The organism is Herbaspirillum sp. GW821-FHT09A12, assembly GCF_059418325.1.
On the sequence record NZ_JBWKPR010000016.1, the window covers coordinates 25,044 to 39,921 of the forward strand.

Annotated in this window: 10 protein-coding genes and 1 riboswitch; of the genes, 7 read left to right on the forward strand and 3 right to left on the reverse strand. The window is 62.6% G+C overall.

What is annotated here, in order from left to right:
* Window positions 1-139, forward strand: a riboswitch (yybP-ykoY riboswitch).
* Window positions 140-217: 78 nt separating this feature from the next.
* On the forward strand, window positions 218-793 hold the full coding sequence (locus AC07N6_RS22410) for a TMEM165/GDT1 family protein (RefSeq protein WP_494783412.1): 576 nt from the start codon (window positions 218-220) through the stop codon (window positions 791-793).
* 102 nt (window positions 794-895) lie between these two features.
* Here AC07N6_RS22410 and AC07N6_RS22415 read toward each other — a convergent pair whose 3' ends face one another.
* Entirely contained in the window at window positions 896-1,963 is a 1,068-nt protein-coding gene (locus AC07N6_RS22415) for a type II asparaginase (RefSeq protein ID WP_494783413.1), read from the reverse strand.
* Window positions 1,964-2,439: 476 nt separating this feature from the next.
* On the opposite strand from AC07N6_RS22415, the gene AC07N6_RS22420 reads away from it, so the two are divergent.
* Window positions 2,440-3,942, forward strand: coding sequence for an AMP nucleosidase (locus AC07N6_RS22420; RefSeq protein ID WP_494783453.1), 1,503 nt, complete (start codon window positions 2,440-2,442; stop codon window positions 3,940-3,942).
* 90 nt (window positions 3,943-4,032) lie between these two features.
* Here AC07N6_RS22420 and AC07N6_RS22425 read toward each other — a convergent pair whose 3' ends face one another.
* A complete protein-coding gene (locus AC07N6_RS22425; RefSeq protein WP_494783414.1) occupies window positions 4,033-5,256 on the reverse strand; it encodes a YbfB/YjiJ family MFS transporter in 1,224 nt (407 codons plus the stop codon).
* A 203-nt stretch (window positions 5,257-5,459) separates the two neighbouring features.
* On the opposite strand from AC07N6_RS22425, the gene AC07N6_RS22430 reads away from it, so the two are divergent.
* On the forward strand, window positions 5,460-6,323 hold the full coding sequence (locus AC07N6_RS22430) for a LysR family transcriptional regulator (protein WP_494783415.1): 864 nt from the start codon (window positions 5,460-5,462) through the stop codon (window positions 6,321-6,323).
* 313 nt (window positions 6,324-6,636) lie between these two features.
* Here AC07N6_RS22430 and nhaR read toward each other — a convergent pair whose 3' ends face one another.
* Entirely contained in the window at window positions 6,637-7,551 is a 915-nt protein-coding gene (gene nhaR / locus AC07N6_RS22435) for a transcriptional activator NhaR (RefSeq protein WP_494783416.1), read from the reverse strand.
* A gap of 142 nt (window positions 7,552-7,693) precedes the next feature.
* Here nhaR and AC07N6_RS22440 point away from each other — a divergent pair, with 142 nt between their 5' ends.
* The 4 genes from AC07N6_RS22440 to AC07N6_RS22455 all read left to right on the forward strand — a co-directional run bounded on the left by AC07N6_RS22440 (window position 7,694) and on the right by AC07N6_RS22455 (window position 14,800).
* On the forward strand, window positions 7,694-8,020 hold the full coding sequence (locus AC07N6_RS22440; protein WP_494783454.1) for a TFIIB-type zinc ribbon-containing protein: 327 nt from the start codon (window positions 7,694-7,696) through the stop codon (window positions 8,018-8,020).
* A gap of 41 nt (window positions 8,021-8,061) precedes the next feature.
* The gene (locus AC07N6_RS22445; protein WP_494783417.1) at window positions 8,062-9,027 is read left to right on the forward strand and encodes a TerC family protein; all 966 of its coding nucleotides are present in this window, start codon (window positions 8,062-8,064) and stop codon (window positions 9,025-9,027) included.
* Between the two features lie 179 nt (window positions 9,028-9,206).
* A complete protein-coding gene (locus tag AC07N6_RS22450) occupies window positions 9,207-9,947 on the forward strand; it encodes a transposase (RefSeq protein WP_494783418.1) in 741 nt (246 codons plus the stop codon).
* Window positions 9,948-10,123: 176 nt separating this feature from the next.
* On the forward strand, window positions 10,124-14,800 hold the full coding sequence (locus AC07N6_RS22455) for a glutamate synthase-related protein (RefSeq protein ID WP_494783419.1): 4,677 nt from the start codon (window positions 10,124-10,126) through the stop codon (window positions 14,798-14,800).
* Window positions 14,801-14,878 lie beyond the last annotated feature (78 nt).

Consider the following 14,878-nt stretch of genomic DNA (forward strand, 5'->3'; position numbering starts at 1 on the left):
GCGCCGGTCATTGGGGAGTAGTCGCCTTCCACCCTGAGGAGGGGCCTGCGTCAACATGCTTGATCCACAGATCATGGCGCCGGCGGTTCCTGAGAATGCATGTCGTTGACGGGATGTGTTCTTCGCTTGACAAGACCTTTGACCACGCAGCCTCCGACAATGGCCGGGGAGCGCGCGTGGTCATGCGTATTTGTCCGGCCATGGAGAGAGAACCCAATTGGATGCATTCCTTGTTTCCACAGGCATCGTCGCACTCGCCGAAATCGGCGACAAAACCCAACTGCTGGCCTTCATCCTGGCAGCCAAGTTCCGCAAGCCCCTTCCCATCATCTTCGGCGTCCTGGTCGCGACCATCGCCAACCACGCTTTTGCCGGCGCGCTGGGCGCGTGGATCACTTCGCTGCTGTCGCCCGAAATCCTGCGCTGGGTGCTGGGCGTTTCCTTCATCGCCATGGCGGTGTGGACGCTGATCCCCGACAAGTTCGACGAGAGCGAGGCCAAGTTCGGCCGCTTCGGCGTGTTCGGCACTACGTTGCTGACCTTCTTCCTGGCCGAGATGGGCGACAAGACCCAGGTCGCCACCGTGGCGCTGGCGGCGCAGTACCACGCCTTCGTGCCGGTGGTGGCCGGCACCACGCTGGGCATGATGATCGCCAACGTGCCGGCCGTGCTGCTGGGCGACCGCATCGCCGGCAGGATGCCGGTGCGCGTGGTGCATGCCATCGCCGCCGTCATCTTCGCCATCCTCGGCGTGGCCACCTTGCTGGGCGCGGGCAAGTCGCTGGGATTCTGAGTCCGCGCTTGCCGCAAAGACAAAGCCCGCCGCATTCGCATGCGGCGGGCTTTTTGATGCCGATTGCCGACGGTGCGCTTGCGGGCGCGCCGTGCAGGGCGATCAATATTCCCAGAAGATCTTCTGGATTTCCTTGGTGTCGGTGGTCTTGGTCAATGCCAGCATCAGCAGGATGCGGGCCTTTTGCGCATTCAGCGTGTCGGAGACCACGAAGTCCAGCTTGTCGTCGTCGGCTTCGCCGTTGCGCGCCACGATGCCCTGGCCGACACGGCTCGCGCGCACAATGACGACGCCCTTCTTGCGGGCTTCGGTCAGCGACGGCACGACGGTGTTGTTCAGGCTGCCGTCGCCCACGCCGGCGTGGATGATGCCTTGCGCGCCGGCCGCCACGAAGGCGTTGAGCGCGATCGGGTTCATGTTGGCGTAGCCGTAGACGATGTCGACTTGCGGCAGCTTGTCCAGGTTGCTGATGTCGAACGGGGTGTCAACGGTGTTCTTGCGGGTCGACTGGCGATAGAAGAACGGCTTGCTGCCCTGGATGTAGCCCAGGAAGCCCAGTTCCGGGGTCTTGAAGGTATCCAGCGTCGAGGTGTTGGTCTTGGTCACTTCGCGGGCGGCGTTGATCTGGTCGTTCAGGGTCACCAGCACGCCCTTGCCGATGGCTTCCTTGCTGCCGGCCAGCAGGACGGCGTTATACAGGTTGATCGGGCCGTCGGCGCTGATCGCGGTCGACGGGCGCATGGCGCCGACGATCACCACCGGCTTCTTGCTCTTGACCACCAGGTCGAGGAAGTAGGCGGTTTCTTCGATGGTGTCGGTGCCGTGGGTGATCACGATGCCGTCAACGTCGCTCTGCGCCAGCAGGGTGTTGACGCGCTTGGCCAGTTTCAGCCAATAGTCGTTGTTCATGTTTTCGCTGGCGATCTGGAAAACCTGCTCGCCCTTGACGTTGGCCACCTTCTGCAATTCGGGCACGGCTGCGATGAGCGCATCCACGCCGACCTTGGCGGCGGTGTAGCCGACGGTGGTGGTGCTGGTGGCGCCGGTGCCGGCGATGGTGCCGCCGGTGGCCAGGATCATGACGTTGGGGAGATTCTGCGCTTGCGCGGTTGCCGCTGCCGCCAGGCAGAGCAGAACCAGGATTTGGCTGAGGAATTTTCTAGCGAGCATGTGTGCCTCTGTATGTGTGATTGGGTGTTTTTATGCCTCCGATAAGCCGGCATGGATCGGTTTGCCGGCGAGCCTGATGGGCTTCGGAGAACGGTCAAGATAGCATTCGCTCGTGTTGCGATCAAAGGTTTTTTTAACCCACGGGAACATGCACCGGCGCTGGGAATGGATGCACCTGGATGAGCTTGGGCAAGCACCATCGCGGAGCGAAAAATGCCGGTTGCTCGTGATTTCCGACGCGGTATTCGAGATTGCGAAGCCGGGTCGAGAAGCGGCGGGAAGAATTCAACGATAGCACCGAACCCGCGCCGCGCAAAGGGAAGGAAGCGGGATATTGCGATGCCTGATCCGACGATGATGGGGAGGTGGCGACTCGGGTAATATCGTAGATGCACACAAGGATTTTCAATGTCCGGCAATGGCCGGTAAAAGCCGCACAGCGGTTGTGCTGCGTGCGGCAATGATGGAGAAAGATGATGTTTGCCACCGAAAAATTCACCGACCCTGATGCCGCCTACGCGCGCGTGCTTGAGATCTATGAACGCAACACCGCCATCCTGCGCGATGCCTTCCGCAAGTTCTCGGCCGGAGAAGTCCTGGAACAGCGCGTGCGCGCCTGCTATCCCTTCGTGCGTATCACCACCGAGAAGGCGACTCACACCGATACCCGCCAGTCGTTCGGCTTCGTCGCCGGCCCCGGCCATTACGAAACGACGCTGACCCGGCCGGCGCTGTTCCACAATTACCTGCTGAGCCAGTTCAAGCTGGTGCTGCAAAACCACCAGGTGCCGCTGGAGATCGGCGTGAGCGATTTGCCGATCCCGGTGCACTTCGCCTTCCCGGAGGGCATCCACGTCGAGGGCAGCCTCGATCCGGAGCATTTGCGCTCGCTGCCGGACGTGTTCGACCTGCCCGACCTGGCGGCCATGGATGACCGCATCGTCAATGGCACTTATGAAGTCGACAATGGCGCCTGGCGCGACGGCGTGCATCCGCTGGCGCTGTTTACCGGGCCGCGCATCGATTATTCGCTGCACCGGCTGCGCCATTACACGGCCACCTCGCCGGACCAGTTCCAGCGCTATGTGCTGTTCACCAACTATGCGTTCTACGTGGACGAGTTCGTGCGCCTGGGCCGCAAGCTGATGGAGCCCACGGACGATCCGCAAGAGCGCGCTTACCGCCAGCAATATGTGGCTTTCGTCGAGCCGGGCAACGTCACCACCTGGAGCGCCAACCAGGCGGAAGGAAAGGCCCCGCCGGCATCGGGCGTGGCGCCGGCGCGCCAGCCGCAGATGCCGGCCTACCACCTGCAGCGCGCCGACGGCAGCGGCATTACGCTGATCAATATCGGCGTGGGGCCGTCCAATGCCAAGACCGTGACCGACCATGTCGCCGTGCTGCGCCCGCACGGCTGGCTGATGCTGGGGCACTGCGCCGGCTTGTCGGCTTCGCAGCGCATGGGCGACTACGTGCTGGCGCACGCCTATGTGCGCGACGACCATGTGCTGGACGACGACCTGCCGCTGTGGGTGCCGATTCCGGCGCTGGCCGAGGTGCAACTGGCGCTGCAGGATGCGGTGGCCAGCATCACGCAGCTCAAGGGATATGAACTGAAACGCATCATGCGTACCGGCACGGTGGCCTCGGTGGATGACCGCAACTGGGAGCTGCGCGACCATCGCATGCCGTTGCTGCGGTTTTCCCAGAGCCGCGCCATCGCGCTCGACATGGAAAGCGCCACGGTGGCGGCCAACGGTTTCCGTTTCCGGGTGCCTTACGGGACGTTGCTGTGCGTGTCGGACAAGCCGCTGCACGGCGAGATCAAGCTGCCCGGCATGGCCAACAGCTTTTATGAGCAGCGGGTGGCGCAGCACTTGCAGATCGGCATCCGCGCGCTGGAGCTGTTGCGCAATAACGGGATCGAGCAATTGCACAGCCGCAAGCTGCGCAGCTTTTCCGAGCCGGCGTTCCGCTGACCCGCCTTTTCCGGGATCGGCATCCGGATGCGAAAACGCCCACTGCAGCAACTGCAGCGGGCGTTTTGTTGCGGCGGCTCCGAGCCGGGGTCAGGCCGCCTTGTGTTCCAGCCTGTGGCTCAGCGTCAGCCTGTAATAGAGGACGGCGCCGAGCAGCAGGGCCGCCACCGCCACGCACAGCGATGGCGTGAACGAGCCGCTGCGGTGCACCAGCGCGGTCGCCAGTGGCGGGCCGGCGATCTGGCCGATGCCGTAGGCGGCTGTCATCAATCCCATCAGGCTGCTGGCATGCGATTGGCGCAGGCGCCGCGCCTCGCGCATCGCAAACAGCGTGATGGCGGTGAAGGGCAGGCCCAGCAGCAGGCAGCTCAATGCGAAGCCGATGGCATTGGGCAGTAAGATGGAGAGCGCGACGCCTGCGGCTTGCATGATGTAACTGCAGGCCAGCAGCAGGCGCTGGTCGCCATGCACCGGCAGGCGCGTCGCGCCGAAGGCGCCCAGCGCCACGCCGAGGCCGAAGATGGGCCAGAAGAAATCCGGCCAGTTCGACCCCGGCAAGGCCTGGCGGGCGATCACCGGCAGGAAGGTGGCGGTGATGATGTAGCCGAAACCGGCCATGCCATAGGCGATCACCTGCTGGCGCACTTCGCGCTTTTGCTGCGGGGATTCCTGCTGGGCGTCTTGGGTTTGCGCGGCGGCGGGGCCGGCTTGCGCCTGGCCGGCATCGAAGCTGAACGTCTTCCAGACCAGGGCCGTCAAGGCCAGCGAGATGAGCGCGAATAAGATCCAGCCTGAAGCGGCCAGCCAGCCGGCCGTCACCATGGCGCCCGTGAGCAGTCCGCTCAATGCGATGCCGATGCCGGGGCCGCAGAAGATCACGCCGCCCAGTTCGGGATGCTTCAGTTGCGTCAGCTGCTGCAGGCACCAGCCGGCGGTATAGACGAACACATAGGCGCTGGCCACGCCCGAGAGCAGCCGCAAGCCCAGCCACATCGCATCGTCGTGCAGCAAGCCCATGCCCAGCGTGAGCAGGATGGTGGCGGCCAGGCCGCCGCGTATCAGCGGCACCGGCCGGTTGCTGCGATGGAAGGCGCAGAGCATGGCGCCGATGAAGTAGCCGAGGTAATTGGCGGTGGCCAGCCAGCCGCCCATCTGCAGGTTGAGGCTGCCTTCATGCAGCATCATCGGCAGCAACGGGGTAAAGGCGAAACGGCCGATGCCCATCGCCACCGACAGGGCCAGCATGCCGGCCAGGCAGACTTTCCAAGCGGTGGCGCGGCTGGCCTGCTGCGCTTGGAGCGGGGCGTTGTTCATGCGCAGGCTCCTTGCGCAATGGCGCGGATGCCTGCGGCAGGTGCGGTGCATGAAAGGGGGGGACGCTTGCGTGGAGATCTCCGGCTGCAATGGCAAATCATGGCGGATGCATATTCTTATTGACGAGGATGCTTATGCTATCTTGTTTCATGCATTCGAAAAAATGAATAATAAGAATGACTTCATCTTGAATGGAGATTGAAATGGAACTGGCCGAACTGGAAATCTTCCGCGCCGTGGTGGCCGAAGGCGGCGTCACGCGCGCCGCGGAAAGGCTCAACCGGGTGCAATCCAACGTCACCACGCGCATCAAGCAATTGGAGGAGTCGATCGGCGTGCCGCTGTTCGTGCGCGACCGCCGCCGCATGGTGTTGACGGCGGCCGGCGAAGCCATGCTGGATTACGCCGAGCGCATTCTCGATCTGGTGCAGGAGGCGCGCCAGGCGGTCGCGCCGCAAAGTCCGCGCGGGCGCTTGCGGATCGGTTCGATGGAGAGCGCCGCGGCCAGCAGGTTGCCGGCGCCGCTGGCCGAATTCCACAGCCGTTGGCCGGAGGTGAGGCTGGAACTCTCCACCGCCCCCACCGAAACGCTGGTCGCCCAGGTGCGCGACTTCAAGCTCGACGCAGCGCTGGTGGCCGGGCCGATCGATGATCCCGTCTTCGACGCCACGCCCCTGTTCAAGGAAGAGCTGCTGCTGGTGACGCCCAAGAGCCATCGCCGGGTGCGCTCGCCGGACGAGATCATGCTCGATACGCTGATCGTCTTCGAGCAGGGCTGCGCCTATCGCCGCCATGCCGAAAGCTGGCTTGCATCCGCGGGCAAGGGCCGGCGGCCCGGCCGTACGCTGGAGTTGGCGTCTTATCATGCCATTCTGGCATGTGTGGCCGCCGGCGCCGGTGTGGCGGTGGTGCCGCGTTCGGTGATCGATATGCAGAATGAGCCGCGCGGCTTTTCGACTTATTCGCTTGGCAAGGATGGACGCATCACCACTTATCTCATCAGTAGACGGGAGCAATATTCCTCGTCTTTTCTGGCCTTGCGTTCTTTACTTATGGCGCGCGTTTGATATATTGAATCCAACTATGGCGGCGGGGGTTTTCCGGTGCTTGCATCATATGAAGGCAGCGTAACAATTTGTAAAAAACGCTGCACCACAACACCGATTTTTTTATATTGAAGTTCCCCCTCCATTCTCCCCCCCGAGAATGGGATTTACCCCACGGACTGCAAAGTACGTGGGGTTTTTCTTTTCCATCTCCCATGTTTTCGTGCCTTGGAAGTCCGCTCCAGGAGTGGCTTTGCGGCCGATGCAGGAAATGTGTGCGAGAACATCGAAGGCCAGGGTGTTGGCGCCATGCCGTTTGCATCGGCAAGCTGGCTCATGCGAGCGAACTGCCGACGATGAGATTGTCGCGGGCGGCCGATTGGATGGCGAGCACCGCCGGATGCGTGAGTTTGCGTTCTACCGAGATGGCGTAGAACTGTTCCCTGACGGCATCCGTCTGGCCTATTTGCACGATGCCATATTGCTTCCTGACCTGTGCGGCGATGGCCGTAGGCGCGGCGAAGATGCCGGTGCCGGCGTCGCCGAAGGCCAGCAACAGGGCGCCGTCATCGAACTCGCCGGCAATTTGGGGGCGGATCTTTTCCTTCTCGAACCAGCGCAAGAGGCGCGGGCGTACCGCCGCATCCTCGCCAGGCATCAGGAACGGCGCGCCGTCCAGGCTGTGCGGAAATCCCTTCTTGTAGCGCTTGGCCAGCTCGGGCGTGGCGAAGAAACTGGTGTCGCATTCTCCCAGCAGGTGGTGGTAGCCGCGCACGTCGACATTGGCGGGCATGGGGCTGTCGGCGATGATGATGTCGAGGCGATGGATGGCCAGTTCGGCCAGCAGCACATCCAGCTTGCCTTCGCGGCAGACGATGCGGATCGGTTCTGCCATCGACAACGCGGTTTCCAGCAGCAGATAGGCGATCGCCTTGGGCACCGCGTCGGCCACCCCCACGCGCAGTTGCAGCGCGCGGCCGCCGGGGCGGAAGCGCAAGGCTTCTTCCAGTTCTTCGCCGATGCTGAAGATGCGGTCGGCGTAGTCGAACACCATCCTGCCCTCATCGTTCAATTCCAGCCTGCGCCCGACGCGGTTGAACAGCTTGTATCCCACGCTCTCTTCGAACAGCGCAAGTTGGCCGCTGATGGTTTGCGCGGTCAGGTGCAAACGCTCGCCGGCGCGCGCTACGCTGCCGGCCTTGGCGACGGTCCAGAAATAATGCAGATGTTTGTAGTTGAGCGAGGGCATCTTGATATCATCGGTTTTTCCGATGGATTATCTCAGAATATTCGAATTTTCATTCATATCGTTTTCTCCTAAAGTGACGCTGTTCCCGGGCGTGCCAGTGTCGGCGGCCGGTCATATGAAGCTTGTCATGAAGGAGCGACGAATGAAATGTCCTGTTTGTACAACGACTAATCTGATGATTTCGGAGCGACAAGGCATCGAGATCGATTATTGTCCGCAATGTCGCGGCGTGTGGCTGGATCGCGGCGAGCTCGACAAGCTGATCGAGCGCTCTGCGGCCAACGCCATGCCGGTTGCGGCACCGGCGCCGCCGCAGCAGCAGCGCCAGGCGCCGCAACCGCAAACCTATGACCCGCGTTTCGGCCATGGCGGCCAGCACTATCGCGATGGCTATGGTTCCGGATCGCAAGGCTATGACCAGCGGCGCAAGAAAAAGGGCTTTCTTGGCGAGATATTCGATTTCGACTGATGCACGCCAGGAATCCGCAATCAAATGAAAAGGGGTAAAAAGTGAGCGGCGTAGAGAGTTTCGCAAGCGGCCCGATGTGGCTGGGCTTTATCGTATTCGTGCTGAGCATGCTGGCGCTGGACATGTTCGCGCTGGGCGGACGCCACGCGCACCGTGTCTCGCCCAAGGAGGCGCTGGGATGGTCGCTGGCATGGGTATCGCTGGCGCTGCTGTTCGCGGGCCTGATGTGGTGGTACCTGGATGTGAACGTGGGGCGCGAATTCGCCAACCAGAAGGGGGCTGAATTCCTCTCCGGTTACCTGATCGAGAAGGCGCTGTCGGTCGACAACATCTTCGTGTTCCTGATGATCTTCAGCTACTTCGCGGTGCCGCCCGAGATGCAGCGTCGCGTGTTGCTGTATGGCGTGTTCGGCGCGATCGTGATGCGGGCGGTGATGATCTTGCTGGGCGCCTGGCTGATCGCGCAATTCAGCTGGATTCTTTACCTGTTCGGCGCTTTCCTGGTGTTTACCGGCGTGAAGATGCTGGTATTCGCCGACAAGGAACCCGATCTTGGCGACAATCCGCTGCTGCGATGGCTGCGCGGCCACCTGAAGATCAGCAAGGATTACGATGGCGAGAAGTTTTTCACCGTGCAAAACGGCGTCAAATATTTCACGCCGCTGATGCTGGTCTTGTTGCTGATCGAACTGTCCGACCTGATTTTCGCGGTGGACAGCATCCCGGCCATCTTTGCCATCACCAAGGACCCGTTCATCGTCTTCACCTCGAACATGTTTGCCATCATGGGCCTGCGCGCACTGTACTTTTTGCTGGCCGACTCGGCAGAGCGCTTCCATCTGCTCAAATATGGCCTGGCGCTGGTGCTGCTGTTCGTCGGCGTGAAGATGCTGGCGGCGTACTGGTTCCACATTCCCGTGGTGTGGTCGCTGGTGGTGGTGGGGGCGATCCTGCTGGTGTCGATTATCCTGAGCCTGCTGTTGTCGCGGGATAAAAAGGCGGCCTGAAGCCTGACTGCCGTCAAACCAATCAAGCCATTGAGCCATTGAACCGGCCGGAGCGATCCGGCCGGTTTTTTTATTGGCGTTTGCCTGCGCCGGCAGCCTGTGGAAAATCCTTGCCGATAATTGGGGACGGAGTACATTAGAATGTCGACTTTGCCACCCGGCTCCGAGTGAGTAGTCCCATGGCCCGCCTTCCGCGTCTCGTCGTTCCCCATCAGCCCCATCACATCATCCAGCGCGGCCATGACGGCTTGGCGGTCTTTCGCGACACCGAAGACCACCTGGCCTTTCTGGGTTGGCTGAAGGAAGCCTCGCGCCAGTTCAAGGTCGCCATCCACGCCTATGTGCTGATGCCCGACCACTTGCATCTGCTCGCCACGCCGACCGATGAGCAGGGGCTGGCACGAATGATGCAATGGATAGGGCGCCACTACGTCCCCTATTTCAACCAGAAACACGGGCGCAGCGGCACGCTATGGCAGGGGCGTTATCGCGCCACCGTCGTGGATGCCGGGCTGTATCTGCTGGCCATCTGCCGCTACATCGAGCTCAATCCGGTGCGCAATGGCTTGGCCAGCGGGCCGAGCGAGTATCCGTGGTCCAGCTACATGCATCACATTGGCGCAAAGCAGGATGGCTTGATCACCGACCATCCGGTGTATTGGTCGATTGGCAACACTCCGTTCGACCGTGAGATCGCCTATCGGCGACTGACGGAAGAGGGCCTGGCGCGGGACGATGTCGTACGCATTACCGATGCCACGCTCAAGGGCTGGGCGCTGGGATCCGACGAGTTCAAGCTGGCATTGGAGCGCCAGACGCACCGCCGCGTCAGCCCCGCCAAGCGCGGCCGCCCGGCAAGCGCCAAGCCGCAGGCGGACGAGGGATTGGCGCATCAGGCGCAGGAAAAGCAACGGTTTTAAAAATAAGCCTTTCAGATCAATGGCTTAATTCCTGCCTCTTAACTATGTCCCCAATTAAAAATTCCTAAATTTTTTGTGGAATTTAATTTTACTCAGACCCTTTTTATTCTTATTGAACTATTGGGTGCACTGCACTATTCTTCAATTCCTTACTGTCAAAGTGGTGGAGTACCGATATGCACGCGCAAGGCCTTTACGACCCAGCAAATGAACATGACGCCTGTGGCGTCGGATTCATCGCCCATATCAAGGGCAAGAAAACCCATTCCATCGTTGACCAGGGATTGCTGATTCTGAAGAACCTGGATCACCGGGGCGCCGTGGGCGCCGACCCGCTGATGGGTGACGGCGCCGGTATCCTGATCCAGATCCCCGACCAGTACTACCGCGAGGAAATGGCCAAGCAGGGCGTGGAGCTGCCGCCGCCGGGCGAATATGGCGTGGGCATGGTGTTCCTGCCCAAGGAAAACGCCTCGCGCATCGCCTGCGAGCAGGAAATCGAACGCGCCGTGCTGGCCGAAGGCCAGATCGTGCTGGGCTGGCGCGACGTGCCGGTCGACCGCGACATGCCAATGTCGCCCACCGTGCGCGAAAAAGAGCCGGTGATCCGCCAGATCTTCATCGGCCGCGGCCCGGACGTGATGGTGACCGACGCGCTGGAGCGCAAGCTGTACGTGATCCGCAAGTCGTCCGGCCACGCCATCCAGGCGCTGAACCTGTTGCACGGCAAGGAATTCTTCGTGCCCTCGATGTCGGCCCGCACCGTGGTCTACAAGGGCCTGCTGCTGGCCGACCAGGTCGGCGTGTACTACAAGGACCTGCAGGACGAGCGCTGCGTCTCCGCGCTGGCGCTGGTGCACCAGCGTTTCTCCACCAACACCTTCCCCGAGTGGCCGCTGGCCCACCCGTACCGCCTGATCGCCCACAACGGCGAAATCAACACCGTCAAGGGCAACTTCAACTGGATGCGCGCGCGCGAAGGCGTGATGCAGTCGGCCGTGCTGGGCGCGGACCTGAAGAAGCTGTTCCCGCTGATCTATGAGGGCCAGTCCGACACCGCCAGCTTCGACAACGCGCTGGAGCTGCTGGTCATGGCCGGCTACCCGCTGCCGCAGGCGATGATGATGATGGTGCCCGAAGCCTGGGAAAACCACACCGCGATGGACGACAACCGCCGCGCCTTCTATGAATACCACGCCGCCATGATGGAGCCGTGGGACGGCCCGGCCGCGCTGGCCTTCACCGACGGCCGCCACATCGGCGGCACGCTGGACCGCAACGGCCTGCGTCCGGCGCGCTATATCGTCACCGACGACGACCTGGTGGTGATGGCGTCCGAATCGGGCGTGCTGCCGATCCCTGAATCCAAGATCATCCAGAAATGGCGCCTGCAACCGGGCAAGATGTTCCTGATCGACCTCGACGCCGGCCGCATCATCGACGACAAGGAGCTCAAGGACACCTACGCCAACGCCAAGCCCTACAAGCAATGGATCAATTCGGTGCGCATCAAGCTCGACGAGCTCAAGAGCGAGCCGCGCGAGCCGTCCTCCAAGCTGCCGCTGCTGGACCTGCAGCAGGTGTTCGGCTACACCCAGGAAGACACCAAGTTCCTGATGGCGCCGATGGCCACCGGCGGCGAAGAGGCGATCGGTTCCATGGGCAACGACTCGCCGCTGGCGGTCATGTCCAACAAGAACAAGACGCTGTACAACTATTTCCGCCAGCTGTTCGCGCAGGTGACCAACCCGCCGATCGACCCGATCCGCGAAGCGCTGGTCATGTCGCTGGTGTCGTTCATCGGCCCCAAGCCCAACCTGCTCGACACCAACAACATCAACCCGCCGATGCGCCTGGAAGTGTCGCAGCCGGTGCTGGACTATGCCGATATCGCCAAGTTGCGCAACATCAGCGCGCACAGCGGCGGCAAGTTCAAGTCCTATGAACTGAACATCTGCTATCCGGTCGCCTGGGGCAAGGAAGGCATCGAAGCGCGCCTGGCATCGCTGTGCGCCAAGGCGGTCGACGCCGTCAAGTCGGGCCACAACATCCTGATCATCTCGGACCGCAAGGTCGATGCCGACCAGTTGCCGATCCCGGCGCTGCTGGCCACTTCCGCGATCCACCTGCACCTGGTCAGCAAGGGCCTGCGCACCTCCACCGGCCTGGTGGTGGAAACCGGCTCCGCCCGTGAAACGCACCATTTCGCGCTGCTGGCGGGTTATGGCGCCGAAGCCATCCACCCGTACCTGGCAATGGATACCCTGTCCGAAATGGCACGCGGCCTGCCGGGCGACCTGTCGCCGGAAAAGGCCATCTACAACTTCCAGAAGGCGGTCGGCAAGGGCCTCCTGAAGGTCATGTCCAAGATGGGCATCTCGACCTACATGTCCTACTGCGGCGCGCAGATCTTCGAAGCCATCGGCCTGTCGAAGTCGCTGGTGGACAAGTACTTCAAGGGCACCTCGTCCAACGTCGAAGGCATCGGCGTGTTCGAAGTGGCCGAAGAAGCGCTGCGCCTGCATACCGCGGCCTTCAGCAACGACCCGGTGCTGGCCAATGCCCTGGACGCCGGCGGCGAATACGCCTTCCGCATCCGCGGCGAAGAGCACATGTGGACGCCGGACGCGATCGCCAAGCTGCAGCATTCGACCCGCTCCAACAGCTACAACACCTACAAGGAATACGCCCAGCTGATCAACGACCAGTCCAAGCGCCACATGACGCTGCGCGGCCTGTTCGAGTTCAGGATCGACCCGTCCAAGGCGATCTCGATCGATGAAGTGGAGCCGGCCAAGGACATCGTCAAGCGTTTCGCCACCGGCGCCATGTCGCTCGGCTCGATCTCGACCGAAGCGCACGCCACGCTGGCCATCGCGATGAACCGCATCGGCGGCAAGTCCAACACCGGCGAAGGCGGCGAAGACGTCAACCGTTACCGCAACGAATTGAAGGGCATTCCCATCAAGCAGGGCGCGACCCTGGCCTCGGAAATCGGCAAGGACGTGATCGAAGTCGACATCCCCCTGCAGGAAGGCGACTCGCTGCGTTCGCGCATCAAGCAGGTGGCGTCGGGCCGCTTCGGCGTCTCGGCCGAGTACCTGATTTCCGCCGACCAGATCCAGATCAAGATGGCGCAGGGCGCCAAGCCCGGCGAAGGCGGCCAGCTGCCGGGCCACAAGGTGTCCGACTACATCGCCAAGCTGCGCGTGTCGGTGCCGGGCGTGGGCCTGATCTCGCCGCCGCCGCACCACGACATCTACTCGATCGAAGACCTGGCGCAACTGATCCACGACCTGAAGAACGTCAATCCGCGCGCTTCGATCTCGGTCAAGCTGGTCTCGGAAGTGGGCGTGGGCACCGTGGCCGCGGGCGTGGCCAAGGCCAAGTCCGACCACGTCGTGATCGCCGGCCATGACGGCGGCACCGGCGCATCGCCACTGTCCTCGATCAAGCACGCCGGCTCGCCGTGGGAACTGGGCCTGGCTGAAACCCAGCAGACGCTGGTGCTCAACGGCCTGCGCAACCGCATCCGCGTGCAGGCCGACGGCCAGATGAAGACCGGCCGCGACGTCGTCATCGGCGCCATGCTGGGCGCCGATGAATTCGGTTTCGCCACCGCGCCGCTGGTGGTCGAAGGCTGCATCATGATGCGCAAGTGCCATCTGAACACCTGCCCGGTGGGCGTGGCCACGCAAGACCCGGTGCTGCGCGCCAAGTTCTCCGGCAAGCCGGAACATGTGGTCAACTTCTTCTTCTTCATCGCTGAAGAGGCGCGCCAGATCATGGCCCAACTGGGCATCCGCAAGTTCGACGAGCTGATCGGCCGCGCCGACCTGCTGGATCGCACCAAGGCGATCGCGCACTGGAAGGCCCGCGGCCTGGACTTCACCCGCATCTTCCACCAGCCGGAATCCTCGGCGCCGGTGTACCACACCGACAACCAGGACCACGGCCTGGACAAGGCGCTGGACCACAAGTTGATCGCGCAAGCCAAGATCGCGCTGGAAAAGGGCGAGAAGGTTTCCTTCATCTCCCCGATCAAGAACCTGAACCGCACCGTCGGCGCCATGCTCTCGGGCGAAGTGGCCAAGCGTTACGGCCACGAAGGTTTGCCGGATGACACCATCCACATCCAGCTGCAAGGCACCGCAGGCCAGTCGGCCGGCGCCTTCCTGGCGCACGGCGTGACGCTGGACCTGGTGGGCGAAGGCAACGACTACGTCGGCAAGGGCCTGTCGGGCGGGCGCATCATCGTGCGTCCCAACACCGAGTTCCGCGGCCGTGCGGTGGACAACATCATCTCCGGCAATACCGTGCTGTACGGCGCGATCAATGGCGAAGCCTTCATCAACGGCGTGGCCGGCGAACGCTTCGCGGTGCGCAACTCCGGCGCCATCGCCGTGACCGAAGGCACCGGCGACCACGGTTGCGAATACATGACCGGCGGCACCGTGGTGGTGCTGGGCAACACCGGCCGCAACTTCGCAGCCGGCATGTCGGGCGGCATCGCCTACGTCTACGATCCGGACGGCGACTTCGCCGGCAAGTGCAATACCGCCATGGTGAGCCTGGAAAAGGTCTTGTCCGACACCGAGCAAGAGGCATCGCTGGAGCGCAGCGTGTGGCACAGCCTGGAACGCGGCGGCGTGCGCCAGACCGACGAAGCCATTCTGCGCGGCTTGATTGAACGGCACTTCAAGTACACCGGCAGCACGCGCGCGCGCTACCTGCTGGACAACTGGGCGGCATCGCGCACCAAGTTTGTGAAGGTCTTCCCGACCGAATACAAGCGTGCGCTGGCCGAACTGGCCGCCGCTGCCGACACCAAGAAGGAAAAGGTCGCCGCCTGAGCGGCGGTCTTTTCGGATCAATCAAGTACACAAGCACGTCGGCGGGCGCCGCGGCATTGAATCGCCGCCCGTCGCATC